22 protein-coding genes are annotated in these 25,621 nt (G+C 48.0%); 13 read left to right on the forward strand and 9 right to left on the reverse strand.

All coding sequences use genetic code 11. From position 1 onward, the window contains the following. Positions 1-32 precede the first annotated feature (32 nt). The 3 genes from trpS to BLQ82_RS03770 form a co-directional block, all read right to left on the reverse strand. Positions 33-1,049 carry a tryptophan--tRNA ligase gene (trpS, locus tag BLQ82_RS03760; RefSeq protein WP_062521677.1) on the reverse strand — a complete coding sequence of 339 codons (1,017 nt, stop codon included), beginning with the start codon at positions 1,047-1,049 and terminating at the stop codon, positions 33-35. A 527-nt stretch (positions 1,050-1,576) separates the two neighbouring features. Further along, positions 1,577-2,884, reverse strand: coding sequence for a DUF5050 domain-containing protein (locus tag BLQ82_RS03765; protein WP_062521679.1), 1,308 nt, complete (start codon positions 2,882-2,884; stop codon positions 1,577-1,579). 222 nt (positions 2,885-3,106) lie between these two features. Further along, positions 3,107-4,042, reverse strand: coding sequence for an aldo/keto reductase (locus tag BLQ82_RS03770; RefSeq protein ID WP_062521681.1), 936 nt, complete (start codon positions 4,040-4,042; stop codon positions 3,107-3,109). 153 nt (positions 4,043-4,195) lie between these two features. Between BLQ82_RS03770 and BLQ82_RS03775 the strand changes: the two genes are divergently transcribed. Then, entirely contained in the window at positions 4,196-5,326 is a 1,131-nt protein-coding gene (locus tag BLQ82_RS03775) for a discoidin domain-containing protein (RefSeq protein ID WP_143013331.1), read from the forward strand. A 112-nt stretch (positions 5,327-5,438) separates the two neighbouring features. Here the strand turns inward: BLQ82_RS03775 and BLQ82_RS03780 are convergent, their stop codons facing one another. Further along, positions 5,439-6,491, reverse strand: a complete 1,053-nt coding sequence (locus BLQ82_RS03780; RefSeq protein WP_062521685.1) for a suppressor of fused domain protein — start codon at positions 6,489-6,491, stop codon at positions 5,439-5,441. Between the two features lie 284 nt (positions 6,492-6,775). Between BLQ82_RS03780 and BLQ82_RS03785 the strand changes: the two genes are divergently transcribed. The 3 genes from BLQ82_RS03785 to BLQ82_RS03795 all read left to right on the forward strand — a co-directional run bounded on the left by BLQ82_RS03785 (position 6,776) and on the right by BLQ82_RS03795 (position 9,376). After that, complete coding sequence (locus BLQ82_RS03785; RefSeq protein WP_062521687.1) at positions 6,776-7,456, forward strand: hypothetical protein; 681 nt, start codon at positions 6,776-6,778, stop codon at positions 7,454-7,456. A 242-nt stretch (positions 7,457-7,698) separates the two neighbouring features. Continuing rightward, positions 7,699-8,661 carry an EamA family transporter gene (locus tag BLQ82_RS03790; protein ID WP_062521688.1) on the forward strand — a complete coding sequence of 321 codons (963 nt, stop codon included), beginning with the start codon at positions 7,699-7,701 and terminating at the stop codon, positions 8,659-8,661. Positions 8,662-8,836: 175 nt separating this feature from the next. After that, on the forward strand, positions 8,837-9,376 hold the full coding sequence (locus BLQ82_RS03795; RefSeq protein WP_074647722.1) for an SMI1/KNR4 family protein: 540 nt from the start codon (positions 8,837-8,839) through the stop codon (positions 9,374-9,376). A 140-nt stretch (positions 9,377-9,516) separates the two neighbouring features. Here the strand turns inward: BLQ82_RS03795 and BLQ82_RS03800 are convergent, their stop codons facing one another. Continuing rightward, positions 9,517-9,888, reverse strand: coding sequence for a hypothetical protein (locus BLQ82_RS03800; RefSeq protein WP_062521692.1), 372 nt, complete (start codon positions 9,886-9,888; stop codon positions 9,517-9,519). Between the two features lie 119 nt (positions 9,889-10,007). On the opposite strand from BLQ82_RS03800, the gene BLQ82_RS03805 reads away from it, so the two are divergent. From BLQ82_RS03805 to BLQ82_RS03815, 3 genes are all read left to right on the forward strand, one after another. Then, positions 10,008-10,787 (forward strand): hypothetical protein, encoded by a 780-nt coding sequence (locus BLQ82_RS03805; protein WP_074647725.1) that lies wholly within the window; start codon positions 10,008-10,010, stop codon positions 10,785-10,787. Between the two features lie 319 nt (positions 10,788-11,106). Continuing rightward, the gene (locus BLQ82_RS03810; protein WP_062521694.1) at positions 11,107-11,841 is read left to right on the forward strand and encodes a helix-turn-helix domain-containing protein; all 735 of its coding nucleotides are present in this window, start codon (positions 11,107-11,109) and stop codon (positions 11,839-11,841) included. A gap of 90 nt (positions 11,842-11,931) precedes the next feature. Further along, complete coding sequence (locus BLQ82_RS03815) at positions 11,932-12,573, forward strand: hypothetical protein (protein ID WP_244280684.1); 642 nt, start codon at positions 11,932-11,934, stop codon at positions 12,571-12,573. A gap of 53 nt (positions 12,574-12,626) precedes the next feature. On the opposite strand, the gene BLQ82_RS03820 is transcribed toward BLQ82_RS03815, so the two are convergent. Both BLQ82_RS03820 and BLQ82_RS03825 read right to left on the reverse strand, forming a co-directional pair. Further along, positions 12,627-13,004, reverse strand: coding sequence for a PilZ domain-containing protein (locus BLQ82_RS03820; protein ID WP_062521696.1), 378 nt, complete (start codon positions 13,002-13,004; stop codon positions 12,627-12,629). A 116-nt stretch (positions 13,005-13,120) separates the two neighbouring features. Further along, positions 13,121-13,639, reverse strand: a complete 519-nt coding sequence (locus tag BLQ82_RS03825; RefSeq protein ID WP_062521697.1) for a DinB family protein — start codon at positions 13,637-13,639, stop codon at positions 13,121-13,123. 259 nt (positions 13,640-13,898) lie between these two features. On the opposite strand from BLQ82_RS03825, the gene BLQ82_RS03830 reads away from it, so the two are divergent. The 3 genes from BLQ82_RS03830 to gdhA all read left to right on the forward strand — a co-directional run bounded on the left by BLQ82_RS03830 (position 13,899) and on the right by gdhA (position 19,420). Beyond that, positions 13,899-15,890 carry an AraC family transcriptional regulator gene (locus tag BLQ82_RS03830; protein WP_062521699.1) on the forward strand — a complete coding sequence of 664 codons (1,992 nt, stop codon included), beginning with the start codon at positions 13,899-13,901 and terminating at the stop codon, positions 15,888-15,890. 264 nt (positions 15,891-16,154) lie between these two features. Continuing rightward, complete coding sequence (locus tag BLQ82_RS03835) at positions 16,155-17,744, forward strand: ABC transporter substrate-binding protein (RefSeq protein ID WP_341874772.1); 1,590 nt, start codon at positions 16,155-16,157, stop codon at positions 17,742-17,744. 302 nt (positions 17,745-18,046) lie between these two features. Continuing rightward, positions 18,047-19,420, forward strand: coding sequence for an NADP-specific glutamate dehydrogenase (gene gdhA, locus BLQ82_RS03840; protein WP_062527846.1), 1,374 nt, complete (start codon positions 18,047-18,049; stop codon positions 19,418-19,420). A gap of 156 nt (positions 19,421-19,576) precedes the next feature. On the opposite strand, the gene BLQ82_RS03845 is transcribed toward gdhA, so the two are convergent. Then, positions 19,577-20,560 carry a diaminopimelate dehydrogenase gene (locus BLQ82_RS03845; protein ID WP_062527848.1) on the reverse strand — a complete coding sequence of 328 codons (984 nt, stop codon included), beginning with the start codon at positions 20,558-20,560 and terminating at the stop codon, positions 19,577-19,579. Between the two features lie 378 nt (positions 20,561-20,938). On the opposite strand from BLQ82_RS03845, the gene BLQ82_RS03850 reads away from it, so the two are divergent. The 3 genes from BLQ82_RS03850 to BLQ82_RS03860 all read left to right on the forward strand — a co-directional run bounded on the left by BLQ82_RS03850 (position 20,939) and on the right by BLQ82_RS03860 (position 24,520). Further along, positions 20,939-21,853, forward strand: coding sequence for a class I SAM-dependent methyltransferase (locus BLQ82_RS03850; protein WP_062527850.1), 915 nt, complete (start codon positions 20,939-20,941; stop codon positions 21,851-21,853). Between the two features lie 728 nt (positions 21,854-22,581). Then, entirely contained in the window at positions 22,582-23,655 is a 1,074-nt protein-coding gene (locus tag BLQ82_RS03855; protein WP_163704405.1) for an alpha/beta hydrolase, read from the forward strand. 142 nt (positions 23,656-23,797) lie between these two features. Beyond that, positions 23,798-24,520 carry a sensor domain-containing protein gene (locus BLQ82_RS03860; RefSeq protein ID WP_062527853.1) on the forward strand — a complete coding sequence of 241 codons (723 nt, stop codon included), beginning with the start codon at positions 23,798-23,800 and terminating at the stop codon, positions 24,518-24,520. 339 nt (positions 24,521-24,859) lie between these two features. Here BLQ82_RS03860 and BLQ82_RS03865 read toward each other — a convergent pair whose 3' ends face one another. Beyond that, a complete protein-coding gene (locus BLQ82_RS03865; RefSeq protein ID WP_062527855.1) occupies positions 24,860-25,615 on the reverse strand; it encodes a (2Fe-2S)-binding protein in 756 nt (251 codons plus the stop codon). Between the last annotated feature and the right edge of the window lie 6 nt (positions 25,616-25,621).

Genomic DNA, 25,621 nt, shown 5'->3' on the forward strand with positions numbered 1-25,621 from the left:
TCTTAAGAATAAGAGCTCCGGCAGAGTCAGCATCAGAGGACACCTCTTTCCATTACAGAGTGGCTGAAATAATCGAGCTTCATCGCTTCACGGACTTCCTTCATCGTCTCTTTGGCGATCCCCTGGGCGCGCTGTGTTCCGGTAATCAGTATTTCGTTCACCAGATGCGGCCGTACGGCATAATAGGCCCGGCGTTCCCGCATCGGTGAAATCAGCTGCTCCAATGCCATGGTGATCCGTTCCTTACAGGCTGAGCAGCCCATGGTTCCACGTTCACAGCCTTCGCGTATCTCTGGAAGGTGGTGCGGCTGGAAGGCGCTGTGATAAGCATATATAGGGCAAATCTCCGGGTGCCCCGGATCATTTTTATGCACACGGGCGGGGTCGGTGACCGCTCTTTTTATTTTATAGGCGATATCCTCCGCAGTAGAGTCAAGCGCGATGGCATTGCCCAGACTTTTACTCATCTTTGCATTTCCATCTGTACCTGCAAGTCTTGGGGTATTGCTGATCATTGCCTGAGGCTCTACCAGTATAGGCTGGTACAGCTCGTTGAAACGGCGCACGATTCTGCGGGCCAGCTCCAGATGCGGCAGCTGATCCTCACCCACGGGAATAATCGTTGCCTTGCAGAAGGTGATGTCTGCCGCCTGGCTGACCGGATACCCCAGAAACCCGTAATACAGTTCGTCCAGTCCCCGTCCTTTGGCTTCTGCCTTAATGGTGGGGTTGTGGCGCAGCGAATTGACGGATACGAACATCGAGAAATATATCGTCAGCTCAGCGATTTCGGGAATCATCGATTGAATAAAAATTGTGGACTTCTCGGGGTCAATCCCTGCGGATAAATAATCAAGGGTCATTTCGCGGATGTGGCTGCGGATCAGGTCCTGTTGTGCAAAGTGGGTCGTCAGCGCCTGGACATCAGCCAGGAATACAAACGATTCATACTGCTCCTGTAAAAGCACCCGGTTCTGCAGACTGCCGGCATAATGGCCAAGGTGGAGCTTTCCGGTCACCCGGTCTCCTGTCAATACACGTTCTGTCATAAGTGAACATCCTCCTAAAATCGTTGTTAACATTCTTGAGAAGCTTGTGAAATTGAGCCGTGAACCGCCACCACCAGCCATCCTCCATGGCCATCACCCCCTTAAAAACAAAATAACCCCGCCCGATAAGGACGAAGTTGTCGTTGTGCCACCTTAAATGACCGTTCAGCCGCACAAGGTGCAGACTTTCCAGTCTTCTCATTACGGTGCGGAGATGTTGTAACCCATCATCTCGAGACCGTTCCCGTGATAACGGCGGGATTCCCGGCATTTCCCTACTGCACCCTCCAGGGATGGTTCGGAAAAGCAACTCCAAAGGCCATTCGAGCATATCCTGGACACCGGTTCACAGCTGGCCGCCGGCTCTCTGAAGTCCACGGGGAATATGTCTACTTACCCTTTTTCAGTGTTGTTCTGCTATATGGGGAATATTACCTTATGAATCAGGGTCCGTCAAGCCGGGATGGAAAAAGCCGAAGCTTCATTCGAAGCTCCGGCTGACAGAGTAGTGTGGTAGTTGGATGATTTTAGTTGTTGATAATGGTATAAATCTCAGTCACAGGTCCATCAGAGAGCTTCAGCTTCGTTTTGCCGTCGGCGCTCATCTTATAAAGGCACTTGTTATCCTCTTCGTTAAAATAGTAGATGCCATCTATATTATTATAGATTGCACTGTTATCCCAAGTTACACCGTTCAATTTGGTTACGGATAAATCCGTATTTACCGCATAAACCCCGCCAGTTGCATAAAACACAATTTGTCCGGCGGCTGTGCCATTGTTGACATTGTATACGTCCGTCACATTACTCAGGGCAACGGGTTTTGTGCTGGTTACTTTATTATTGGCTATTGTACTGATATATCCCTTCCCATTGCTGCCGACGTAGGCCAGCTTGTTTCCGCCCATATCCGCAAGGCTGACAACCCCGTTTTGGCTAAGTTGAAACGATACGCCGTTTTTAGTCATGGCATAACCTTTGCTCTTGGAATAAACGTAATTATCATCATCGTCTACGGTGACACCTTTGTTATACACATAATAGTCATTGGACCAAGAACCTGACATTGTCGCGTTCACATCCAGCGGGTTTTTGGCATTGGCCGCTTTGGGATTTCCTCCATTTAACGGTAGGGTGTAAAGAACCATTGCATTGTATGAGTAATACGTTTCTGCCGGCTTGGTGTCGACCATTACAGAGATTCCGGAAGGACCTGACCGGATAAAAGTAGAAGCTGGAATGGCACCTTGAGCAATAAATTGCACGTTTCCGCTGCCGTCCCGGGACTTCGAGGCTGCCCAGGTGTTCGTCCCGTTCTTCAACACATTATAGTAAATACGCCCATTCTTCACAGAGAAGCCCGGGAATTCCGTGTCTGCATTATTGGCGATTTGTTTGATTTGGCTGTCGTCTGCCGCATTAGCTAGCGAGCGGTAGATTACACCTTTATCGTCCATGAAGTAGATGAAGTCACCCACTATCTCATAAAAAATAATATTTTTATTGCCGGCAAAGCTGCTGATCAGCGCATCCGGCTCTGTCAGAGACACGCGCTGCAGCTTGGTTGAATCGTTATTATCAAAGAAATATAGATACTTGCTTGTTGCATCCGCATAAGACCCCTCGAATTTTTCGGCAATTTTCTGCGGAGTCCCGCCGGTGGTCGGTACACGGTATAAAACATCTTCCGAGTTGTAAAAAACATACCCATTCCCGGCAGCAGCTGCCGAAGCTTGTGGAGTCATCTTTCCTGACCCTAGAACACCGCCGCCAATCAATACACCTGCAAGCAGCGTAAGCCCTATTCTTGTGATTAACCTTTGAATCTTCTTCATTTGACGACTCCTCTATAGATGATATGGTGGAACTAAAACAATACCTAATAAAGATATCGGATTTGGGAGTGGAAAATATATGAAGCGGAAGAACCATTATTTGACGCTAAAATCAATGGACTTGAGCATTTAGAAAGAGCCGAAAGGCATGCATAATTATGCAAATACCAAAAAAGCCCCAAAAGCCGTGAATCACGGCCCAAGGGGCAATTCATTATCAGGTTAACTTTTAAAAATCAGATCAATCTGATCAATCTCAGCGGAACTAAGCTGGACTTCCAATGCCTTAAGATTGGCGACGATCTGCTCCGGTTTTTTGGCTCCGGGAATGAGTGCGTCAATGGCATCCCTGGTGAGATACCAGGCGAGCACCAGATCGGTGATTTGTGTGTTCCTGGCATTGGCAATTTCGCGCAGCCGGTCAATTTTTTCTATATTACGGATGTAGGCTTCGCCTGTAAATAGAGGATTCTTCGCCCGTCCATCGTGGAAAGTGGAATGCTTGTCATATTTCCCGCTCAAAAGTCCGGAGGCTAGAGGAAAGTAGGGAATGAAAGAAATTCCATGCTCGCTGGCGTAAGGAAGCAGGTCCTGCTCCGCTTGGCGTTTCAACAGATTGTATTCAGACTGAATGACATCGACGTATCCGTCTTTATTCGCTTCCCGCAGCTGCGCGGGAGAGAAGTTCGATACACCGATGGCCCGGATTTTACCGGCATCCTTCAGGCGCTGCAGGGCACCTACAGCCTCGTCTTTAGGAGTCGTTTCGTCCGGGAAGTGGATATAATACAAGTCGATATAATCGGTTTGCAGGCGTTTCAGACTGGCATCCACAGAAGCTTCAAGAAAAGAAGGGCTGTTATCGAACACGGTTTTACTGTTTTCAAAACGGTGTGCACCTTTGGTGGCGATGATTACTTCACTGCGGTTTCCGACTTCTTTAAGCACTTCACCGATCAGCTGCTCGGAGCGCTCCGGTCCGTAAATGAAGGCTGTATCCAGAAAATTGATGCCATGCTCCAAAGCGGTACGCACGACCTGTTTGCCCGTTTCGTCATTCAAATTCGGGAACAGATTATGCCCGCCGACCGCATTGGCGCCGAGTCCGATATGAGTAACCATAAGATCAGTGCGGCCCAGCCGTTTTTTTTCGACCATGAATTGCTTCATCTCCTTTTTAGATAGTTACTTATATAGTATAACCTATTTCTATAGTATAACCAATTCAGGATTAAGGCCTGGCAAGAACCGGAAGGTAATCGCTGCAGTTTGTCGAATACTATTTCATGAAAAAAAGAAACGAGGATGGCGATGGAAATTCGAAAACAAATGATCAAAGTATTGTTTACCGTAGCGGCGTTGTATTCCCTTTTTACCTTCAATTTGTATGCGGCATCTCCAACTGCCGGTTCATTAGGTTCGTCTTACGGGGGTGAGTGGGTGGACAAAGCATTTGTTGAGTCCGAGGATCTCGACGGTACGCTCGATCTTACCTTTGACAAGAATACGGGCAAGGCTGCTTTGGAGTATTCAGTCTGGGATGACTTTGAAAACTACAGCTTTCAATCGGTGGGGCCTATTACAGTGGAAGAACAGAAACCCGTGAAATTCAAGTATACATATCTGGACTATAGCGGCCATGATGAAAATCCAAAGACCGCTCATGGCGAGGGGATCATCGAATTCAAATCCGGCACAATCAATCTTCGAATGGGAGTGCTTCCCTCCGAAATGAACAAGATTTTTGCTCAGCAGCGGATTTTTATCCGTGATCCTTACGGGAACCGGGTTCACGAGCCTGAGGATGCCTTAGCTGTTGTATCCCAATACTGCAAATGCAAAGAATCCAATCTGGTGCAATTCGATTTCCCCGCTGCAGACAATGAAAGCCAAAAAAGTTGGATTGTTTATGTGAGTATACATGTAAGGGGGATCTTTTTGACCGAATATAAGGTGAATTTGCACACCTATAAGGTAACAGAAATCAAGGATTCATGGTCGGAGGCCTATCATTTTGCCGACAAAATGGAAGTGTCAAAAATTACGGCATCCTCCACCTTGCCTAAATCGAAGGCGGGCTCCTATACTGCAAGTCAAATCATTGACGGCGATACGGCCACTTGCTGGTGCGAAGGGGTGAAGGGGAGCGGAATCGGACAAAGCTTTACCGTTAGCTTCCCCAAAAAGACTAAAGTCGGCAGCTTAAAAGTTTTGCCGGGGTATGGTAAGTCTGTATCCGCCTACCTCGAAAACAACAGTGTGCGCAAAGCAAAATTAACCTTCTCTGATGGAAGCTCCTTCATTGCTGATTTTACGAAGGAAACTGCATTAGAGCTGCCAAAAGTTAAAGCAACAACCAGCATTACGTTCACTATATTAGAAGTTACTCCAGGCTCTAAGTATAGCGACACTTGTGTCTCGGAATTTGCCGTCTCACCTTAACAACAAGAAGCTCTCCCGGGTGAGGGAGAGCAGAGATCAAATTTACTAATAAACTTAGCTTAATTGTAAGCCAAGAATCGGTCCATTATACTAAAGAGCCCTATCAACCTGCTCAGCCAATCGTCTTGACGATTGTTCCTTCATTGTCAGTGATATGCGTAGGGACGATCCGTACTGCGAGCTCCGGCCAGCCGGGAAGTGAATACAATCCCGCTGACGGCCGGAAAATTTCTGAAAGTGCTGTCCCGGCAGCCTCATCCAGCTTAAGGATGATCAGTTCTCCGCGGATTTCGAAGCCGGGAGTGTCGCCAGTCTCAAAGCTGACGGAGATCTCTGGACCGGCCAAGGTTAGAGTGCGCCCCTTAAGCAGTCTGCCCCGCAGCAGTTTTCCGGCGATTTCGGCTTGCTTGGCTCCCAGCTGCAAGGTATGGACAGAACCGTCTGCCGGGTTCTCCCAAGCTAACTGGTCCACATACAAGGCCCCCGTGTTGGAACCTTCGCTCTCACTGCCCAGCCGTACAGCCTCAGCGATTGCCGGCAGTTTCAGCAGGGAATCCCGCTGCAGATCGGTCATATAGAGCGGCAGATGTTCCGTCATTTCTGCCAGAACGCCAAGGGTGTTCCAGACCTGCATAGCCAGCAGTTCGTCGTTAGTAATGCCCACCAGTTGTATGAACTCTACCCGGCCGTTAGGAGTGCCTATTGCCGGCAGCAGCGGGTCTGCAATAAAAGCCAGCGCGGTCAGCAGCGTATCCGCTTCAAGGGCAATGGGGCCATTGGCATCCATGTAATCTCCGGAACGGAACACATTGCCGCTGTTAAACACATAACGGCCCAGGTTCTGCAGCAGATTCAGCGCCCAGGCTGGAGGCTCAGTCTCGGTAGCGGGCTTGAACAGCCGGAAGGTCAGCTCAAAGCCGTAGCCGCTGTGCTCAGGATCTTCCGACTCTTTTTCATAGAGCTCCGAGAATCCATAGGTAACAAAATGCCAATGCGGAAGGGGTTCCCGTACTTCATATACGCTGATTCCATTCAGCGGATCGGGTCCACCAAGCATGTAGGGTATAGCGGTTCCGTAATGCTTCTGCTCCTGTTCTCCATAGAGCAGCTCCAGGGCTTCATCTATGGCCGCCCAGCCGTCTGCATTCAATTCTTCTTCGCTCATATGATTTCCCTCCCAGAATGTGGTCGGGAACTAGTTTATCATGTTAGATTCGCAGACTCAAATGGATGGGCCCAGCGCATTACCCCGCTCCAGTCTTTGGAAGCACAATCAGCGGCCTTACCCTTCCAAGGATGGGCAAAAGCTGGCGGTTGCGACCCATTGATTAGGCATAGACAGGAAGTGCTTAGTGTATGACTTGTATAATCGCGAGCTAAGATCAGCAAGTTCAATTATAGCAATCGTATATGATTAGGAAACGTAACTATGAACGGGGAGAAGATATAATGAAGCCTTGGACACTTATGAAGCTGCCTGAACCGGAAACTCTGCGCAGACAGATGATTCTGCTGGCGGTGCTGGATATTATTTGCTGCGGGGAGGAGTGGCTGCGCGTGCATCGTTACGACCCTGACTTTCGGCCGGGGGTGCAGCTTGGCATTGTCGAGAATGGAGCTGGAGATCATCTCTACGTGCTGTTTACGGCGGATGGCTGCGTGCTGAAAGGTTTTGACCATGAATCTCCACTCAGTCCGCACGCGCGGGATGAATATGAGGTTTGGCCTGGGATGTATGAGGGATTGCCAGACAATCTGCAATCAGTTCTGCACAGCAGCGGTGATACACTTGAAGCAGAGGAAGTAACCTTTTGTCTGTGGCAGGAGAACGGGAAGCCGGTATGGATGTGCGGGGAATGGGGAGAACTGGACAATAAGGAAGCGGAGAGCGGGGGAACTGATTTCCTGCTGGGCTACCTTAATGAGACGCCAGAAGACTACATAGAATGGGCGAATGACTATTTCAGCGGGCTTCAGCCATTGCCGCTTGAGCCTGTCCGTCATTTGTTTAACGGTGGTCCGGTGACAGAGGGCCTGATTGCAGCAATAAATCCGGTGCGCGATGAGCTGCAGGCTTTTAACGAGCTGGGGAAGCTATTAGAGCTTCTAAATCAAAATACACAAATTTAAAGAAATAAAAGGTTGACAGCAGCTTACTTGCCATGTAACATATGAACAGTCGTCATGCGTACAATTACATACTGTTCTCGTATAACCTCGCAGCCATCAGGCATCAACAGGGCGAGGGTTTCTACAGGAAGCCTATTCTTCCTAACTACGATGACAAGGATCGTGTTCTAAGGTCCTCGTCCCCGGAGTTAGGATTATTTGCGTGTAACGGCCTATTTAACAGATTCAGGAGGCATAAATGAATGAAAGACTTGAAATATTTGTTATCTGTATTAGTAGGCGCCATGAGCTATGGCATCCTGTCCACAATCGTCGTCTTGGCATACGGAGAGGGCTATCAGCTTGGGGAAGTGGTCGGAACGCAGCTGTTGACCGGCTGTATTCTGGCCTGGCTGCTGGCTTTATATACAAAAATTAGACAGACGCGCCAACAACGCAGCCAAGGCGTCTCGCCAGCTGCTGCCCGGCAGGCATCACCGGCTCTTACCTGGAAGCAGAGAATTCTGCTTATGCTGGCGGGAGCGCCAACGGTGGTAACAGGCTTGGTCTATTACCAGTCACTGCGTTACATTCCGGCTTCTCTGGCCATCATTCTGCTGTTCCAGTTCACCTGGATCAGCGTGCTGATTCAGGCCATCAGCAAACGCCAGCGCCCCGACAAGGTGACGCTGCTGACCTTGCTGCTGCTCTTTGGCGGAACCCTGCTCGCGGCAGGAATCATAGACAAAGGCGCGTCGCATTTCAATGTTCTTGGGCTGTCGCTGGGGCTGTTGTCTGCGGTCAGCTATTCCATGTTCATTATCTTCAGCGGCAAAGCCGTTCCTTCCGCGCATCCGGCATACCGGAGTGCCTGGATGGTTACCGGCGGCCTGCTGCTGTTATGCATTCTCTTCCCGCCGTACTTCCTCTTTAACGGCCTTTTGTGGGGGCAGCTGCTGCTGTTTGGGTTCTTGCTGGGGTTGTTCGGAGCATTTATTCCCCCGGTTTTGTTTGCGATTGGGGTCCCGCATATCGGCGGGGGTATGGCGGGCATTCTCGGTGCCGCTGAGCTGCCGGTTGCCGTACTGCTGTCCTCATTCGTATTGCATGAGCAGGTCAGCGGGCTGCAGTGGGTCGGGGTTGTCCTGGTGCTGCTGGGCGTAATGCTGCCCGAGCTGTATAAGCTCCGGTGGCGGATGGCAGACACTGAAGCTTCTCAGGCGTAGCCTTACTCTAGGAAAAGTATTGCTCATATACAGCATAAACAGCGCGTACCTGATTAGTCTGGTGCGCGCTGTTTATGCTGGAATGAAAGTGATATGCTGATTAAGTATGTTTCTATTAATACTAAACACAAACGGGTTAAAAACGTTTAATAGAACGTCTAAAGGAGGCATTAAGATGTGGAACACCATCTTTGAATATGAGTTCGCCAGAATGCCAGGGGCAGACTCTGATGAAATCGCCAGCTTCATAGAAACCTGGAACCGCAGCTTAACAGAACAGGAAATGAAAGAAATCAGAGACAGGCAGCGTAATCCCTTCCACAAGAATTCACCTTTTTATAGCCAGTATAAACCGCTTGAACCATCCGGCTGGTCGTTCCCGCAGTTGGATTTTCCCCAGAGCTATCTGGATTTCCTAAGCTTTTCGAATGGCGGAGAGTTTCAGAATGGCGAGAGATATTTTCAATTTTTTAGCACCAGAACCCTGAGAGAAATGAATCTGGCGTATGAATTCGCTGAGTATATGCCCGGCAGTGTTTCCTTTGCCATGAATGGCAGCGGGAATCACTACATTTTTGATATGAGGAAACCCCAGGAAGGCGGAGAATATCCCATTCTTGTAGCGCATTCCGGCAATTTGGATTATGAGGAGTGCACGCTTGCGGCTGATTCATTCAACCGGCTGTGTACGGAACGTGGAGAAATACAGCTGTAGTATATAGGAAATTATTGGTATCCTGCAAAAGCTGATGTGCTGCTCGATGCTGCGCATAACCAATTCAGAGGCCTGATCGTTAAAAAACACCAGAGCCCGGCTCCGGTGCCTTTGGTATTATGCAGTATCCGCCAAAAGTTTCAGATCAAGCGGTACCCGGCAGGCAGGTTCCCTGTGTCCCGGATGTTGCGGACTTGGGTTAACGTCAGGCGCTGATTGGTCGAAATGATCGACTCGACGTCGTTGCCGTTGATATAATCATCCAGATCACGGATATTTCGGTTGCCGCGCAGAATCCGGAAGCTGCCCCGGAAGCGAGTGCGGGTGAAGAGGACCAGTGTGGCGTTGCTGCTGGTAGAGAAAAAACGCAGGCTTTCAATGCCGTCCAGAATGGAATCGGTGTTGCGGATCCCCAGATTACCCGTATAGATTCTGCTCCGGCCCCGATAATTTTCTTCACTATATACAGTCAGGCGGGGATAGGTCTGGGAGATTTGAACTTCCTTTTTCATTGGTTATTCCTCCTTTTGCTAGTATTATATGTTTGTTGTGATGAAAGTTTTGGATGAAGGTCTACTACAAAGCCTATATTTAGAACGTGTTGGCTGCGGCGAAAAAAGGGGAAAGATATATGAATGGAGAGCTGCATCAGCTGTTATTAATAACAGCATTGGGCAATGGAAATCTGATTAGTGGCACGGATACCTCCAATAGTGAATTGGAGCATACCAGTTTTTTAGATGTGCGCTTCATCGCGGAAGGAGGCGGGCAGAGCTGGAACTGGACGGAGTGGCTTGCAGAACTGAAATCCAACGGCTGTCAGCGTCTGATGTTAAACGGTAAGGCTTCAGCAATCGCCTGGAAAAGCAGCGGATTTAGCGGCAATGGAGCACCGGATGGAGTTACCTCACTAGGAGCCTGCGGGGAATCCCTCTGGAAGGCTGAGTGGCGGATGGATCAGTACCGCTCGCATACGAAATGGAAAGTTACCTATACCGAACAGAAGATTGCTGACGGACAGAAAGGTTCCCGCGAGTTCCTTCCTTTGGCTGATTTATCAGCGCATTTGGAAGAAGCGCTCCGTGAGATTGGGGAATTGGCTGATGGGATTGAGGAGAGTTTCTGGACGAACAATTTTTTTGAGCCTGCCAGGGAGATGTTGAAGGGAAAAGCTCCCGCAGCTCAGCTGCCGTTCCATTTACCGGCTGTCTACAAGGATCAGGCGCGTTCTCTGCTGAACGCGGTCTACAAATCCTGGGTATTCGGGGGCATGGGCTCCTGGAATGACAGTCCCCCGTATTCGGCCTACTCGCATCAACGGGAGCAGGAGTATAATATACTGTCCGCCCGGTTGTATGAAACACTGGTGCAATGCGCACGGGGGGCGGTCAATTCCGTGGTGCTGCTGTGAAGACAACCGGGGCATACGCTTTTTGCGATGACAGTTCAGTGGTTGAGAAAAAATAGTCTAAAAGTAATGTCTAATAGAAATCCGGGATTTCTGGAACTTATTTCATGGACTTAATGACCCGATATGCGGGCGGATAATTCCCGGTTGGAGACTAAAGGAGTCTGCCGGAGAAGCTGGATATGCCAAAAGTCGCATGTTCAAAGTTATAGATGTACAAAGCAACATTCATAAAATTCAATTTTTCCATGATTTGATCCGATAAGTATAGAAAATTCACCAGAATGTGGGTCAGTTTTAATGGAAGGAGAAATACATAGTAATGAGTACAACCATCGATACATCTAGCCGGCTTGATAAAGAAGACTACTTGTTATCGGATATGCAGCAATCTAACCAAAAAAGCGCTCCGAATCAACTGTTAATTGAAGTTTTCAAGGACTGTATATTCAATATTAAGGGTCATCTTTCCGGTACATTTTTATTTCTGCTTACAGATCAGGAGGGGGTTCTGCTTGCGATGGATTACAGCCGTAATCTGGATGCCGTTGTAAGCCGGTCTCCAATTCGTTTGGGAATGTATTTTTCAGAAAATAGTTGTGGTGTTAATGCGATATCAGAGGCCATTGCAAAAGGCTGTCCTGTATATTTACCGCCTGAAGACCATGAAAGCCCATTTTTTCAAAATTGGCATTGTTTTTCGGTCCCATTAAATGTTGGGAATGAAACGTTAGGTTACCTTGATGTTTCAACGATTAATGCGGATATGAAAAGTGAGCTGATAGCTATCGCCAAGCTGATTCCGGCTGATATGATGATCAGTTACCAAGGCCAACTCGCTAACCAGGCTGCTGACCAGCTTTCCAAGCCGCTGAGCGAGCGGCAATTACTAGTTCTTGAACTGATTTCTCAAGGACTGACAGGAAAAGCGATTGCCTCCAAATTAAAAATAAAAGAGTGTACAGTCAACCACCATAAAAAAATCATTTTTGAAAAATTAGGGGTTCAGTCCAGTTCAGAAGCGGTTTCAGTGGCAACCCGGATGTTTTTGTTGTAGCTTCCCTATAGTTTTATATAGGTGGAAATGATAACATTACATGTTAAACTTTTCTGGTGTTTACAAAGAGAGAATCATCAGGAGGGTATTATGAAGAAGAGAATTGGTTTGTTATCAATGGCAATGCTGTTAATGTTGATGTTAGTTACAGCATGCGGAGGAAAAGACAAAGAGGTCAGCTTAGGTGTGACTGAAAGTGGTTCTTATACGAATGACTATTTCGGTTTGTCCCTTAAGTTCCCCAAAGAATGGGTATATCAGAACGCAGACCAAATGATGAAGCTTATGGAGGCAGGTCAGGAAGTTGTTGCCGGAGACAATAAAGCCAAGAAAAAAATGCTTGATCTGGCGAAGACTAAAACCCTTAACCTGCTGATGGCTTCGGAATTTCCGTTAGACTCAGGTAAAAACGGGCCTTCTGCTATCGCTGTTGCCGAGAAAGTAAGTATGCTCCAAGGTATTAAAACTGGCAAGGACTATCTGGAATCTTCGAAAAAGCTGATGGTAGACAGCAAGCTTCCGTATAAATTCGAAGATATCAAGACGGTTAAAGTCGGCGGTAAAGATATGGACCTGATGAAGGCTTCAATCGATGCTGGAGCTGGGGTAGTCAACCAAGAATATTACAGCACGATTATTGACGGGTATGCATTCAACCTTATTCTTACCTACGTAGATGATAAGTCGAAGGCTGAAACGGATAAGATCTTGGAATCACTATCGTTTAAATAAAAATGAAAAAAGGAGTACTCCCAATGAGGAATGCTCCTTTTTTTTGCTGATGTTCAACGAACCAGTATCTTTCCTTCCCCGGCTAACCTGCGCAGTACACTTGGCAGACGATCACGGTCTTCTTCAGGAATATCCAATTGGGTACCGTAATGAAAAGTGCCATCCTGCTCTCTGTTCCATTTCAACGTTCCTTCTATGTACATAGACTCTGAGGAAAGGACCATCTCCATGCCGACACGTACCAGGTTAGTTTCAGGATTAACATTTAGTGGAAACGCCAAATGGCATCCCGAACGGCTAATGTCATACAGTACGGCACTGACGGGTTTCGGAGGAACCGGAATTCCGTTAATAGTAAGGATATGAAGATCAAAGGTGGCAGGTTCTTTAAGGGTATATCGAAAAGGTTCGGTTCTGCGGTTATTGTTCATATGCTCCTCCATACTTTTCCATGTGTATTCTAAATTTATCGACAGAAAAGGGGGATTAATGAAGAGCTAAAAAAGCCTGGAACAATGATGTTCCAGACCTTTCAGATCCAAACGAATTACTGACTTAACGTGTACAGGTAAAAGCCATAGTCTGTAGGCGTTCCAGGATGCCCCATTTGCCGGAGCATGGCTGTTACATTTCCCCGGTGGTAAGTTCCGTGGTTAACCATGTGCTGGATATAATCCAGGCATCTGCCTTGAAAAGCCCCGGACGGATAAATGACTTCGATGTCCTCCAGCTCACGAATGAATATCCGGAACTGTTCCGCCAGATTATCCATCATTTGCCACAGCTCTTCTATGCGTTTTCCTTTTGTTGCTGCCACTAAGGAATCAATATTGTCTTTTAACTGCGATAAATATTCAGCCGACATGTCAGTAACACCACCGGCTCTGAAGAATGACAGCCAGCCATGATCGATCACATAAATATGAACCATAGCATCATAGATGGTCGGAAATACACTAACAATGTTCTTTTGGTATACCTCTTCAGTCAGCTCCTGTAAATATCCGCAAACCTTGCGGTTTGCCCATACATGATATTCGAACTGCTGCATGATATATTGCTTCACAACGTTTTTTCCCCTTTCGGATGGGGAAGCGCGCAGTTTAAGGGCAATTATGCGCCAAGCCCCTTATATGTTTGCCCTAAGTTCACTGTAGTTTTCATTTGAAACGCCTCCTAAACCATAATTGATTCTATATTACCATAATGCACTCCAGCAGAAACAGCTTATTCGAAGTCCGTCCGGAGGATTTGCGGATGACTCTTGTGAATGAGAACGTTTATCAATTATACTTGGAGTAATAACTGATAAACGGAGTGCTGAGATGACACTGAACGATCATATTAAGCTATGGAACCATGCGTCAATTAAAGTGCTGGATATCCGCAGCAGTAGGCTGGAGCCGGGATCTGAAATCCCACTCTACCGGCTGCCGTCCAGCGCTTTTGTATACGCTCAGCAGGGACATGCCAGTGTGCAGATGGATGATATGCGGCTCACATTGGGAAGGAACCAGATTATGCATGGCGGCCGTGGTGCCGTTCTTCATATTAAGGCAGAGGAATCATTTGAATATTTTCTTGTCCTGTACAAGGCGGTTCTGCTGCTGCCCTCGTCCAGCAAACTGCTGCAGCAGCTTGAACAGGATGATCCGTTTAAGTGCCAATATAGCTTCGATCCGCTGTATCCTTTGCCGCTGCTGGGCAGGCTGGAGCAAATGTATGAGGACTGGATGACATTCGATCCGCTGCATTCTTTACATGCAAGGACGCTGTTCCTTCAATTCATTCATGAGCTGTTATGGCAGATGCAGCATCAAGGACTTGCACCGGTCCCGCCTGATTTGCTGGCCCAGGTGCTTCGTTATATGCAGGAGCACTATATGGAGCCGGTCACGCTTGAAACTTTGGCCGAGCTGTTTGACTGCAGTGTCAGTTATTTAAGCAAGCTGTTCAAGAGCCGGATGAATGAAAGCCCGATTCGTGTATTAACACAAATCCGTATGGAGGCTGCCGCGAACTTTTTATTGCACAGTAATTATCCCCTGCAGGAGCTGGCTGAGCGGGTAGGGTATCTTGATGCGCATACCTTCAGCCGGAATTTTAAAAAGCATTACGGACTGCCTCCGGCACAATTCAAATTGCAATTTGGGGGAGAAGGATCTGTACGAGAATCGCCTGTGTATCATCCGAAATCTGCCCTTGTAGCGGATAATTCCCAGTGCTATAGTATCAAAAGCAATGAGAATTATTATCATTTACGCCGAAGAGGGGGATTACCAGTGAAAAGAGGAACGAAGCCGGCGTCGATTGCCGCAGCGGCGTTAATGTTATGTTTTACATTGTTGATTGGTGCATGCTCCAATACGCCGAATCCGGCAAACCGCGGTACAGACGGCAATAGCACCCAGGCAGCGAGTACAATCAATCAGGAAGCAGGCGCAGTCAAAGAAAGCTCTAACACAGGGAATGCTGCTGCAGCCACGAAGACCTATGTGGACAGCAAAGGTGAAGTAACGATTCCGATGAATCCAGAGCGGATTATTGATCTGACTGGAAGTGCGATTGGTAATCTGCTCGTGTTGGATGTCAAACCGGTTGCTGCAGCTGACGCTTCATTAAAAAATCCGTTCCATGAAGGCCGCCTGGACAATATCATCAACATTGGCACAGAGCCGAATGCAGAAGCTATTCTGGAGCTTGACCCGGATCTGATCATCACCTTTGATTACATCGAAGAGTCTCAATATGAGCAGCTGGCGCAAATCGCTCCAGTAGTCAGACTTAAGTATGGGGCAGGCACTCCACAGGAATTATTATTGGAATTTGGAAAAATCACTGGCAAGGAAGACGCGGCACAGCAGTGGATTGAGGAGTGGAATGCCAAAATTGCTGAGGTTAAGCCCCAAATCACCAAGGTTGTCGGCGATAAAACCGTATCGATTCTTCAGCCTTATGCAAAAGGCATCTATGCCTGGGGAGACAAGGGCGGAAGAGGCGGCGAGATCCTCTACGGAGATTTTGGGCTAAAGGCCCCGGATATTATCCAGAAGACACTGATTGACGGCGAGGGATTCGGCGGAAATTTATCGCTTGAGTTGCTGCCTGAGTATGCAGGAGATTACATCTTCACAAGCAATTGGGGATGGGATGACGGAGATGCGAATGCCGTCTATAGAAGCAGCGTTTGGAAATCGCTCCCGGCGGTGAAAAATAAACAGGTCTACTTCATTGATGAGAAGGGCTCCTATTATAATGATCCGATTTCACTAGAAGCACAGTTGAAGTTCATTGTAGAGAGTTTCCTGGGGGTTTGAATTCTTTTGCAGGTATAGGTTTAGCCAGAGGGCAAAGCCCGCGTCCAGCGCGGGCTTTTTGCCTGTATACCCCTCAAGTGGCCACATGGATGTACTCATGCTAACTTTCGGACAAGTCGTAGATTACGTGATTGTCAGCCTGCACCGTAAAAAAAGTCGTTGCAAAAGTATGTATAATCGTTGACGAACTATATTAGAAGTGCAGCAAATTTTCTTTATACTATACTTGAAAGCGATTACATATAACGTTGGGGGGATAATCGGTTGAACAAGAAAAGAGATTTTACACTATTGTCCGGTATTCTTATGCTGTCGCTGCTCAGTGCGTGCGGGAACAATAACGGCAGCGCCGTTGGGAGCAAGTCAGAGCCGGAGGCTTCGGCAGCCACAACTCAGGCGGCGGGAGACAGTAAGCAGGCAGCCGGAGATTCCGGTACAATGGATACATCCCAGCCCGTTACGCTGAAGATGATTTTTGTGGGGCCAAAGCCGGTTGACTACGATACAGTGTTCGGAGAAATCAACAAGAAGCTGAAGGAGAAGATCAATGCCACCCTGGAAAGCGAGTTTCTCGACTGGTCGGATTGGGCGCAGAAATATCCGCTTAAATTCGCGGCCAACGAGGATTTTGACCTCATCTATGCCGCCAACTGGGCAGGCTATAACGATCAGGCCATCAAAGGCGGTTTCTTGGAGCTGACCGAAGACATGCTGCAGAAGTACGCTCCGATGACCTGGAAAGCGATGCCGGAAGTAAGCTGGGGGCAGGCGAAGGTGAACGGCAAGCTCTATATGGTGCCCCAGAACCGCGGGGAAACGGTCGAGAAGCTGATACTTTACCGGGAGGACCTTCGCACGAAATACAGCCTGCCGGAGATTAACAGTCCGGAAGCCTACGCAGCCTATCTTAAAACCATCGCCGAGAAGGAAAAGGGTGTCATTCCGTTCACACCGGAGACCGGAGACTGGAAGTTCCACAATCTCGACCGTGTCCTGCTGAAGCAGCAGAACGAATGGAATATGCTCGACTTCGATCTGCCGATAGGCTTCAAGCTGACCGATCCCTCCGGTAAAGTATTCAATGTGTACGAGACGCCGGAATTTAAGGAACTGGTCTACTATTATAAAGACCTTGCCGATCACAATGCCTGGTCGAAGAGCGCGCTGAACAGCAAGCTGGACCACCAGCAGGAGTTCCGGGGAGGCAAGACGGCGTCGATTTCGCACAATCTGGGCACGCTTGGCGCATTGATAACCGACATGCGGGAAAAGAATTCGCCATATGAGTTGGCACTGGCTGACGTTACACCGGACAAAAAGAAGTCGGTGGCTGTCTCTACGCAGAACGGGATCGCTATTCACTCTACCTCCAAGAATCCCGAGCGGGCACTGATGATGGTCGATCTGCTTCAGAACGACAAGGAGCTGCACGATCTGATCATGAACGGCATCCCTGCTGTTCATTACAATCCGGTCGGAGACGACAAGTACACGAACGCGGAAAAGAACGCGAATTACACCGGATTTTCCAACTGGGGCTTTAACTCGCCACTAAACCGGGACAACGATTCCTTCCCGGAAGAAGCAAACGCGTTGACCGATAAATGGGAAGGGGAAGTGTATCACTATCCACTGGAGACCTTCGTGTTCGATAACAGCAAGGTGAAGACAGAAGTCGCGAACGTTGGCAATGTGATGCTCCAATACGGCATTCCGCTGGAATACGGCTCAGTCAAGGATGTAGACAAGGGGCTGGCAACACTTCAAAAGCAGGTAAAGGCCGCAGGCATCGATAAAATCATCGCAGAGGTTCAACGTCAAATCGACGAATTCCTGGCCAAATCGGCTCAATAACACGGGCAGCATTGGAATACGATTTGTGCTTATACTGGCTCAACTAGAAAGCCCGCGCTGGACGCGGGCTTTTTGCTATTAACTTTTCTGGAATGTTGAATGAGAATCAGCCTTCCAGACTCCTTTCTTTACATCGGGTGTTAGATTTATAGAATTATTTAATTGCCTGTTAAAAAATATTTGATTGGCAAAATCATGTAAGGTTCTATAATATTCTCTTTAAAATTCTTATTAAATTTTTCTATATATTTGTGAATAATATGATTAGCATGTCAAAACTTAGTTAAAGGAAGTGTTAAGAAGTGTCAATTGTTATTTCAGGATCATCAGCAGCGGCTGCTGAGTATGTGCAAGGGATTTATAATCAGGTGATCACCCGGGATCCTCATGAACGGGAATTCCATCAAGCTGTCAAAGAAATTCTGGATACACTCGTTCCTGTATTGGCCAGACATCCCAGCTACAGGGAGCATGGTATTCTTGAACGTCTGGTCGAGCCGGAACGCAGCGTAACCTTCCGCGTGCCATGGGTGGACGATTCCGGCAGCATACAGGTCAACCGGGGGTTTCGCATTCAGTTCAACAGCGCTATTGGTCCCTACAAAGGAGGCATCCGTTTCCATCCCTCAGTGTATTCCGGGATCATTAAATTTCTGGGCTTCGAGCAGATCTTCAAAAACGCACTCACCGGCTTGTCCATCGGCGGCGGCAAAGGCGGCTCGGATTTCGATCCCAAGGGTAAATCGGATCAGGAAATCATGCGTTTTACCCAAAGCTTCATGACGGAGCTTTACCGGCATATCGGCCCGGATGCCGACGTTCCTGCTGGCGATATCGGTGTCGGTGCGCGCGAGATCGGATACATGTTTGGACAATACAAACGTATACGCGGAGGGCATGAAGCGGGTGTGCTTACCGGAAAAGGTCTCCAGTACGGAGGAAGCTTGGCACGGAAAGAGGCTACGGGCTACGGCTGCGTCTATTTTGTTCAAGAGATGCTGGCAGCAAAAGGTCTTGGATTCCGGGACAGCCGGGTTGTCGTATCCGGTTCAGGCAATGTGTCTATATATGCCATCGAGAAAGCACAGCAGATGGGAGCGATTGTTGTAGCCTGCAGCGATTCGGGCGGATATATTCATGACCCGCTGGGCATTAATCTGGAAACGGTAAAAAGGCTGAAGGAAATCCAGCAGCTCCGAATCAGCGAATACGTCAAGATACATCCTCATGCGGAGTATTTTGAAGGCTGCGCCGGTATTTGGAACCTGCCCTGCGATATCGCACTTCCTTGTGCCACTCAGAATGAGCTGGACGAAGACGCTGCCCGGAAACTGATCCATAACGGAGTTAAGGCGATCGGTGAAGGAGCTAACATGCCGTCTACACTTCAAGCCATCCAGCTGTTCCTTGACAATGCTGTGTTGTTTGCACCGGCCAAAGCTGCTAACGCGGGGGGAGTGGCTGTCTCAGCGCTGGAGATGAGCCAAAACAGCATGCGTATTGCCTGGACGTTTGAAGAGGTTGACGAGAAGCTCCAGCATATCATGAAAAATATATACCGCAGTGCAGTAGAGGCCGCGGAAGAATATGAGGTTCCCGGCAACCTTCTTGCCGGTGCGAATATTGCCGGATTCTTACGAGTTGCCGATGCCATGCTGGCTCAGGGAATCGTCTAAGCCCTATAGGTACATAGCCATTTGCAAAAATACGACCCGCAGGTGTATCACTTCTACTCAATCGAAGTGTCACTCCTGCGGGTCATTTGTGTTTATCAGGTGTTCTCAAAAAGAGGGCTTGACCTGTTCATCAAAAGCATGTAAACCATCAAAAGCCTACAGCAGCTCGCGGCGAAGCTCTTCTGCCGGTTTGGGTGATAAATACCCGAGCGGAATATCGAATACCGTCTTAGCGCCCTGCTGACCTTCCTGGCTTAATCGGAATGCTGCTCTAGCATAAGCAACCAGAACGCTGGCCGTAAACTCAGGATTGCTCTCCAGCTTCAGACCGAATTCAGCGATTTGTTTGTTTCCATTGCCGGATGCACCGCTGCGGATCACAAACCCGCCATGGGGCATACCGGAATGCTCAGCATCCAGCTGTTCTTGGGTGATGAAGGTTACCGTCGTATCATAGTCGGCGAAGTAATTCGGCATGTTCACAATAGCTTCCCGGATTTGCTCCCGGTCGGCGTCTTCCTGCGCTACAACAAAACACTCTCTGCGGTGTTTCTGGCGGGTTTCCAGCTTCGGAGTGTCTCCGGCCCGGATGCCGTCAATTACTGTTTGTACCGGCACGGTGTATTGAACGCCAGCCTTCACACCCGGCACGCGGCGAATCGCATCGGAGTGGCCTTGGCTGACACCGGGTCCCCAGAAAGTATATTCCTGCCCTTCGGGCAGCACCGCTTCCATCAGCAGCCGGTTCATGGAGAACAGGCCTGGGTCCCAGCCTGTTGAGATTACACTTAAGCGTCCGCCTGCAAGAGCAGCCTGATGAACAGATTGGAAAAATTCCGGAATTTTGGCATGCGTATCAAAGCTGTCAACCGTATTGAACATTTCTGCCAGCTGAGGAGTCTGTTCCGGCAGGTCGGTTGCTGAACCGCCACACAGGATCATTACGTCAATACGGCCTATGTATTGACCTGCCGCAGAAATATGCTCAAAGTGAATGCCAGGGGGAGTTTCCAGCTGCTGCGGGTCTCTGCGCGTGAATATCGCCACAAGCTCCATGTCCGGATTTTGTGCAATCGCCTGGTGTACCCCTTTGCCCAAATTGCCATACCCTGAAATGCCTACTTTAATTATTGTGTTCAAAATGATCCTCCTTCGCCGGAGCTGATCTCCGGAATGTAATAAGTCACTGTCTTAAATTATAAGTATATAGACATTACACGAAATGTAAACAATGGAGGGGTGGCGGGCTGTAATCCAGCATGACCGTTTACTCTGTCCCCATGAGGATTAGACCGACTGGAAGCCGGATGTTCTGACAGCAAAAAAGCGTAAGCAGCCCTAGGGTTGCTTACGCTTTTTTGCTGTTGACATTCTAAAAGACATAAAAAAACGCCTACAATGTGGCGAAATTGTGAATTTTATAAATTTATACCTTATATTATACCATAAAATAACATAAAAATCAAGTATTGTTTCAAATGCAAGCCGAATGGTACAACTGAAATGAGGTGAAGGATAATGAAAAATAAAAGTGTTACTGCACTCGTCAGCGCGTTCTCCAGGGCATATCATGCGCAGCATAACCAGATCAAAGTTTTTGACGATTCGCTTGCCAGACAATTGTTGACCAAGGAGGAATACGAGGGGATTGCCGGCAGCATGTCGCAAGGGATTGCGTTCTTCCAGCCGGAATTTGTAGGTACACAGGAGCAGGCACTGCGGAGAGTCGTTGACTACCAGCTCTCACCGTCACCGCTTGGCAGGGCTGCATTTGCGGAACAGGCCCTTGAGGTCGCCGTTATGCATGGTGCAAGGCAATATTTGATATTTGCGGCTGGGTATGATACCTTTGCTTACCGGCAGCCGGAATGGGCAACAAAGCTGCAAATTTTTGAATTCGATCATCCAGCCACAGCTGATGACAAACACAGACGCGTCTTGGCTCTGAACCCTGCTAAGCCGTCCAATCTGCATTATATTTCATTAGATTTCAGCGAACAGGACTGGGAGAGACGATTGCTTGACTACCATGCTTTTGACCCGAGTGTAATTAGCTTCAGCAGCTTTTTGGGCATCACCTACTACTTGTCCAAAGATGTATTTAAGCATTTCTTGTCAACCCTTACGAAGCTGCTTCCTAGCGGCAGCAGTATTGTTTTTGATTATCCCGATGAGCATACATTCACTCCTTACGCCGAAGAACGTACACAAAAGCAGGTGATGTTGGCCGCGCGCGCTGGTGAGCCGATGCAGGCAAGCTATTCCTATAAGGAGCTGGAGCACATGCTGGAAGACGTTAACTTCTTGATCTATCAGCATTTGACACCAGACCAGATTACCGCTCAGCTGTTTAAGGCCTACAATGACAGCCAGCCCGCCCACCCGATCACGGCGTTCGATAATGTGAATTATTGCTTAGCGGTTAAAAGATAGGCCTGCCGAGCAGAAGAAGACTTTGACCCGATTATCATCGTAGATGGCGTTCTGCACGGCAGCTTCCGGATAAGGTGAGCTGATCATCAGTCCCACTGCCGCCAGGATGGTCTTAACCCAATCCACAGAAGGCTGGATGAAGGGTATAACACCAGCATTACATTCGATAAGGCTGAAAATCCAAATCCTGCCATCATAGAACGATTGGCTCACTGGTCCGGGATTTTGGGCATAAGCGCCAAAGTGTCAGCAGCATGATTACAGAGGAAACGGCCGGAAACAGGGAAATGATACCGCTGTCCAACGGCCAACACAAAGAGCCCGCGTCCTCGCGGGCTTTTGTATATTCTTGCGGGTTTTTTTGTTGAGGTCAAAGAATGATGAGTCAAAGGCTGAAACGGATAAGATTTTGGAATCTGTGTCTTTTCAATAAGAGAGGTTACCAGCCGCTCCTACTGGCATCACCATTAAAACTGCTTTCAGAGATTACTCTTGAACTCTTTCAGGTAAGTATACCGGACGCTGAGCGTTAGCAGAGTGAAGATAAACAATAGGCAGATGAAATCGTTTGCGCTAAAATAAGAGATATGAAATTGGATTGAAGACTCTGTAATTGATGAAAGCGTTTTAAACTATTAAGCGGAGGCGATTAGATGATCAAGAATTGGATTTACAAGTGCAGTTGCTGGGGATTTATAGCATTATTAATGATAGCGCTCACAGGTTGTATGAAAGAACAGGAGCCAACCGCTGTTCAGCCTTCGCCAACCCTGGAGGGAAATGCTGCTCCAGATGAAACCAAAGGTACAGTGAGCATAGAGAAGCTCGGGGAACGGAGAATCTTTGTTTACCTGCCGCCTGGTTATGAAACCGGCGAAGAACGTTATCCTGTAGTGTATATGAACGACGGGCGGAGTGTGTTTAATACCGGCACCAGTTCTTTTAATAAAGAGTGGCTGGTTGACAAGAAGGTAGACCAGCTTGTTAAAGACGGCAAGATGGAGAAGGTCATTGTAATTGCAGTCGATGCAGGCGAAGACTCAGACCGGGGGAAAGAGTATGTCCCTTTCCCCAATGATTCTATTCCTACGGATGGGACAGGTGCGGAGAAATTTACCCGCTATTTTATTGAAACCGTCATTCCCTTTGCGGATTCAACATACAGAACGATCCCAGACAGGGACCACCGGATGATCATGGGATCGTCATTTGGCGGAGTGCAGGCGTTCTGGATGGGCTATCACCATCCCGAGACTTTCTCGATGATCGGTGCGCTGTCCGCCTCCACATGGGTAGCTAACGGGCAAGCGTATGAAGCTTGGGCGCAAGAAACCGGAAAGCCGGATGTGAAGATTTGGCTGGACATGGGAGCTAAGGAAGAAATGGTAATCGATCCACTGGTAGATTTACTTTTGTCGAAGGGATTTAAATATGGGCAGGATTTATTTTTTCAGATGGATCCTATTGGTGAGCATAACGAGATCTCCTGGTCCAGACGAGTACATAGTCCACTGATCATGTTCGCCGGGAAAGCACCCGGTCAAGCGGTCAAGCTGGAAGTAAGCGACTATTTGTCAATTTCAGGGATGGGAGAATCTTATCTCCGCCTCAATCCGGTAGCAACCATGGACAATGGAATGGATTATTCTGTCTCCTCCGAAGCCTCATACAAGGTGCTGAATCCCGAGGTTGGTCAGGTGGATCCATCAGGGAAAGTGACCTTTTTGAAACAGGAAGACTTACGTGTTGAAGTTACATATCAAGGGTTGACCCAGTTGTATGACATAGATAATGATCGTTAGGCAATAAAATATGATAGCGTGACAAATACCGAAACAAATCCTAGCCTTTGGTCTGGTATGGCTCCAGTCCGAAGACTGTTTTGAACCTTCTCTTTACCAAGTATAATGCTGATTAAGTGAAAAACGTGAGAGGAAGGACAATATGAACAATAAAGTGTATCCTATGCCGGTTGGAGCGCTAGAATCGGTGCAGATTCCAGCACAATCACAATCTAAACCCCGCAAAGGTGGAACAAATCCCAAGGTATTCCGGAGCATTATGTATTTTATAATATCTTTGCCGCTAACCATTGTATATTTCGTATTTATGGTGACAGGGCTGGCGTTGTCCATTGGGTTAACACCTGTTTTCATCGGAATCCCCTTATTTTTTGCAGTAGCTAAGGGAATCGATTACATCGTACAATTTGAGCAAGAGCTAGTAAGATCGTTGCTGGATATTCCTGGACCCGGTGAAGAACACCGATCGAATATGCAGGTGGAGGGAGCGGGCTTCCTGCAACGAATGAAGTTAGGGTTTCATGCCGGGAAGTTTGCCCGTAACATCATGCTGATAATGGCCAGGTTCGTATCCAGCATTGTTTTCTTTTCAATTACGATAACTGTGGTAGCGGCTGCACTCGGCCTGATTACACTGCCTGCGCTCCATCAGATTTTTCTGCAAACAATGGATTTGAATATTCTGGAGAATAGTGTGTTTGCCTTGTTCCAAATCGACTGGACATTATCTCAGCAATATATTTCTTATGTCGTAGCAGGATTTGTAGTTGCCTTGATCGCAAATTGGGTAATTCGCAAGCTTATGGATGTACAACGTAGAATGCTGTTCGTATCCTACGATGAAGGACAGCAGTATTCAATTTAATGAAACGTATTGAGCGTGGAATAGAATTCACAGGGTAAAGATTAGTGGAATGGCGGCAGCTCTGGAAAATTTATCTGACATTGATAGTTTGCAGCTTGTTTGCAAAAAAAACAAAGAGGACTGAATCGGGATATTACTCATCCCCGGTTCAGTCCACAAAACTACTTATCTAAATCCCTCGCAGATTTTACTCTTCCCCCGCCGCCACCGGATTCTCCTCATAACTAATCCAGTCACTCCAGCTCCCGGGACATGCCCGGTCTCTGCGGAAACCTGGCGCACCTTGTCCATATCAACCAGCATCTGTATCTGCACCCTTATGAATTCGTTGTTCTCCGTTTACTCCGGAGGTAGTATAGGACAGCTACTGCAGTATCCATGATCCGCTCTGAGCTGATAGGCCAGACAGCAGGTCGCCTTAATAGATATAGTGTTGTGTGGAGGGTTGCGGTCCGTTCTGAATTTGGGCATGATGCGGAACGGATTACCGGGAAGTCCGAATACCTCCGGTTCGAGTTCCCAGGTCATAGCTTTGAATTGCTCGATGATAAGGTTGCGGGTGCTGTCACCTGCTGCGTTCCGGGCTTCCTCTTCCATATAGGTATATAGCTGATTATATATATGCTTCCATAGCATCACTGCTTTAGTCTGTGCGGCTTTGGCAAGAGCAAGAATAATCGGTCTAACATCATTCTTATAGAACAAACCAAGCTCATCTAATAATACTTTCCCGGAAACATGTTTGTGGCAGAGGCCGTCCCGATTTTCATGGACATGGAAAGAGAATACGGGGAACCCCTCGGTACGGATGAGCTGTACAGACATGTTGCTCAGGCACAAGGCATGAGCCATCGGGTGTGCAGCCGTGAGCAGTGCATATTTTGCCCCGCAAATTCCGGCGTACCAGCTGCAAAAGATGGCGGCTGCTAAACGCTTGTCATCTGTTCCGAGCATGGAAGCATAAGTTTTGAGCAAGTGCTCAGCATTTGCAGGAAGGCTTAATTCGGTAAGCGAAAAAGTAACCACTGCATTCTCCGCAGCCTCCGAATAGATGAAAAAACGTTCTCCCAATTGCATTTTTTCGGTTTCGCACATCCTTAA

Origin of the sequence: Paenibacillus jilunlii (genome assembly GCF_900102965.1) — a bacterium.
GTDB lineage: Bacteria > Bacillota > Bacilli > Paenibacillales > Paenibacillaceae > Paenibacillus_AQ > Paenibacillus_AQ jilunlii.

Coding starts and splice junctions, on each gene's coding strand:
- BLQ82_RS03860 (WP_062527853.1), top strand. CDS start 23,798: ATGAACAATAAAGTGTATCCTATGCCGGTTGGAGCGCTAGAATCGGTG.
- BLQ82_RS03780 (WP_062521685.1), bottom strand. CDS start 6,491: ATGAGCGAAGAAGAATTGAATGCAGACGGCTGGGCGGCCATAGATGAA.
- trpS (WP_062521677.1), bottom strand. CDS start 1,049: ATGACAGAACGTGTATTGACAGGAGACCGGGTGACCGGAAAGCTCCAC.
- BLQ82_RS03775 (WP_143013331.1), top strand. CDS start 4,196: ATGGAAATTCGAAAACAAATGATCAAAGTATTGTTTACCGTAGCGGCG.
- BLQ82_RS03765 (WP_062521679.1), bottom strand. CDS start 2,884: ATGAAGAAGATTCAAAGGTTAATCACAAGAATAGGGCTTACGCTGCTT.
- BLQ82_RS03810 (WP_062521694.1), top strand. CDS start 11,107: ATGAGTACAACCATCGATACATCTAGCCGGCTTGATAAAGAAGACTAC.
- BLQ82_RS03865 (WP_062527855.1), bottom strand. CDS start 25,615: ATGTGCGAAACCGAAAAAATGCAATTGGGAGAACGTTTTTTCATCTAT.
- BLQ82_RS03815 (WP_244280684.1), top strand. CDS start 11,932: ATGAAGAAGAGAATTGGTTTGTTATCAATGGCAATGCTGTTAATGTTG.
- BLQ82_RS03820 (WP_062521696.1), bottom strand. CDS start 13,004: ATGAACAATAACCGCAGAACCGAACCTTTTCGATATACCCTTAAAGAA.
- BLQ82_RS03785 (WP_062521687.1), top strand. CDS start 6,776: ATGAAGCCTTGGACACTTATGAAGCTGCCTGAACCGGAAACTCTGCGC.
- BLQ82_RS03850 (WP_062527850.1), top strand. CDS start 20,939: ATGAAAAATAAAAGTGTTACTGCACTCGTCAGCGCGTTCTCCAGGGCA.
- BLQ82_RS03830 (WP_062521699.1), top strand. CDS start 13,899: ATGACACTGAACGATCATATTAAGCTATGGAACCATGCGTCAATTAAA.
- BLQ82_RS03795 (WP_074647722.1), top strand. CDS start 8,837: ATGTGGAACACCATCTTTGAATATGAGTTCGCCAGAATGCCAGGGGCA.
- BLQ82_RS03790 (WP_062521688.1), top strand. CDS start 7,699: ATGAAAGACTTGAAATATTTGTTATCTGTATTAGTAGGCGCCATGAGC.
- BLQ82_RS03855 (WP_163704405.1), top strand. CDS start 22,582: ATGAAAGAACAGGAGCCAACCGCTGTTCAGCCTTCGCCAACCCTGGAG.
- BLQ82_RS03770 (WP_062521681.1), bottom strand. CDS start 4,042: ATGGTCGAAAAAAAACGGCTGGGCCGCACTGATCTTATGGTTACTCAT.
- BLQ82_RS03800 (WP_062521692.1), bottom strand. CDS start 9,888: ATGAAAAAGGAAGTTCAAATCTCCCAGACCTATCCCCGCCTGACTGTA.
- BLQ82_RS03805 (WP_074647725.1), top strand. CDS start 10,008: ATGAATGGAGAGCTGCATCAGCTGTTATTAATAACAGCATTGGGCAAT.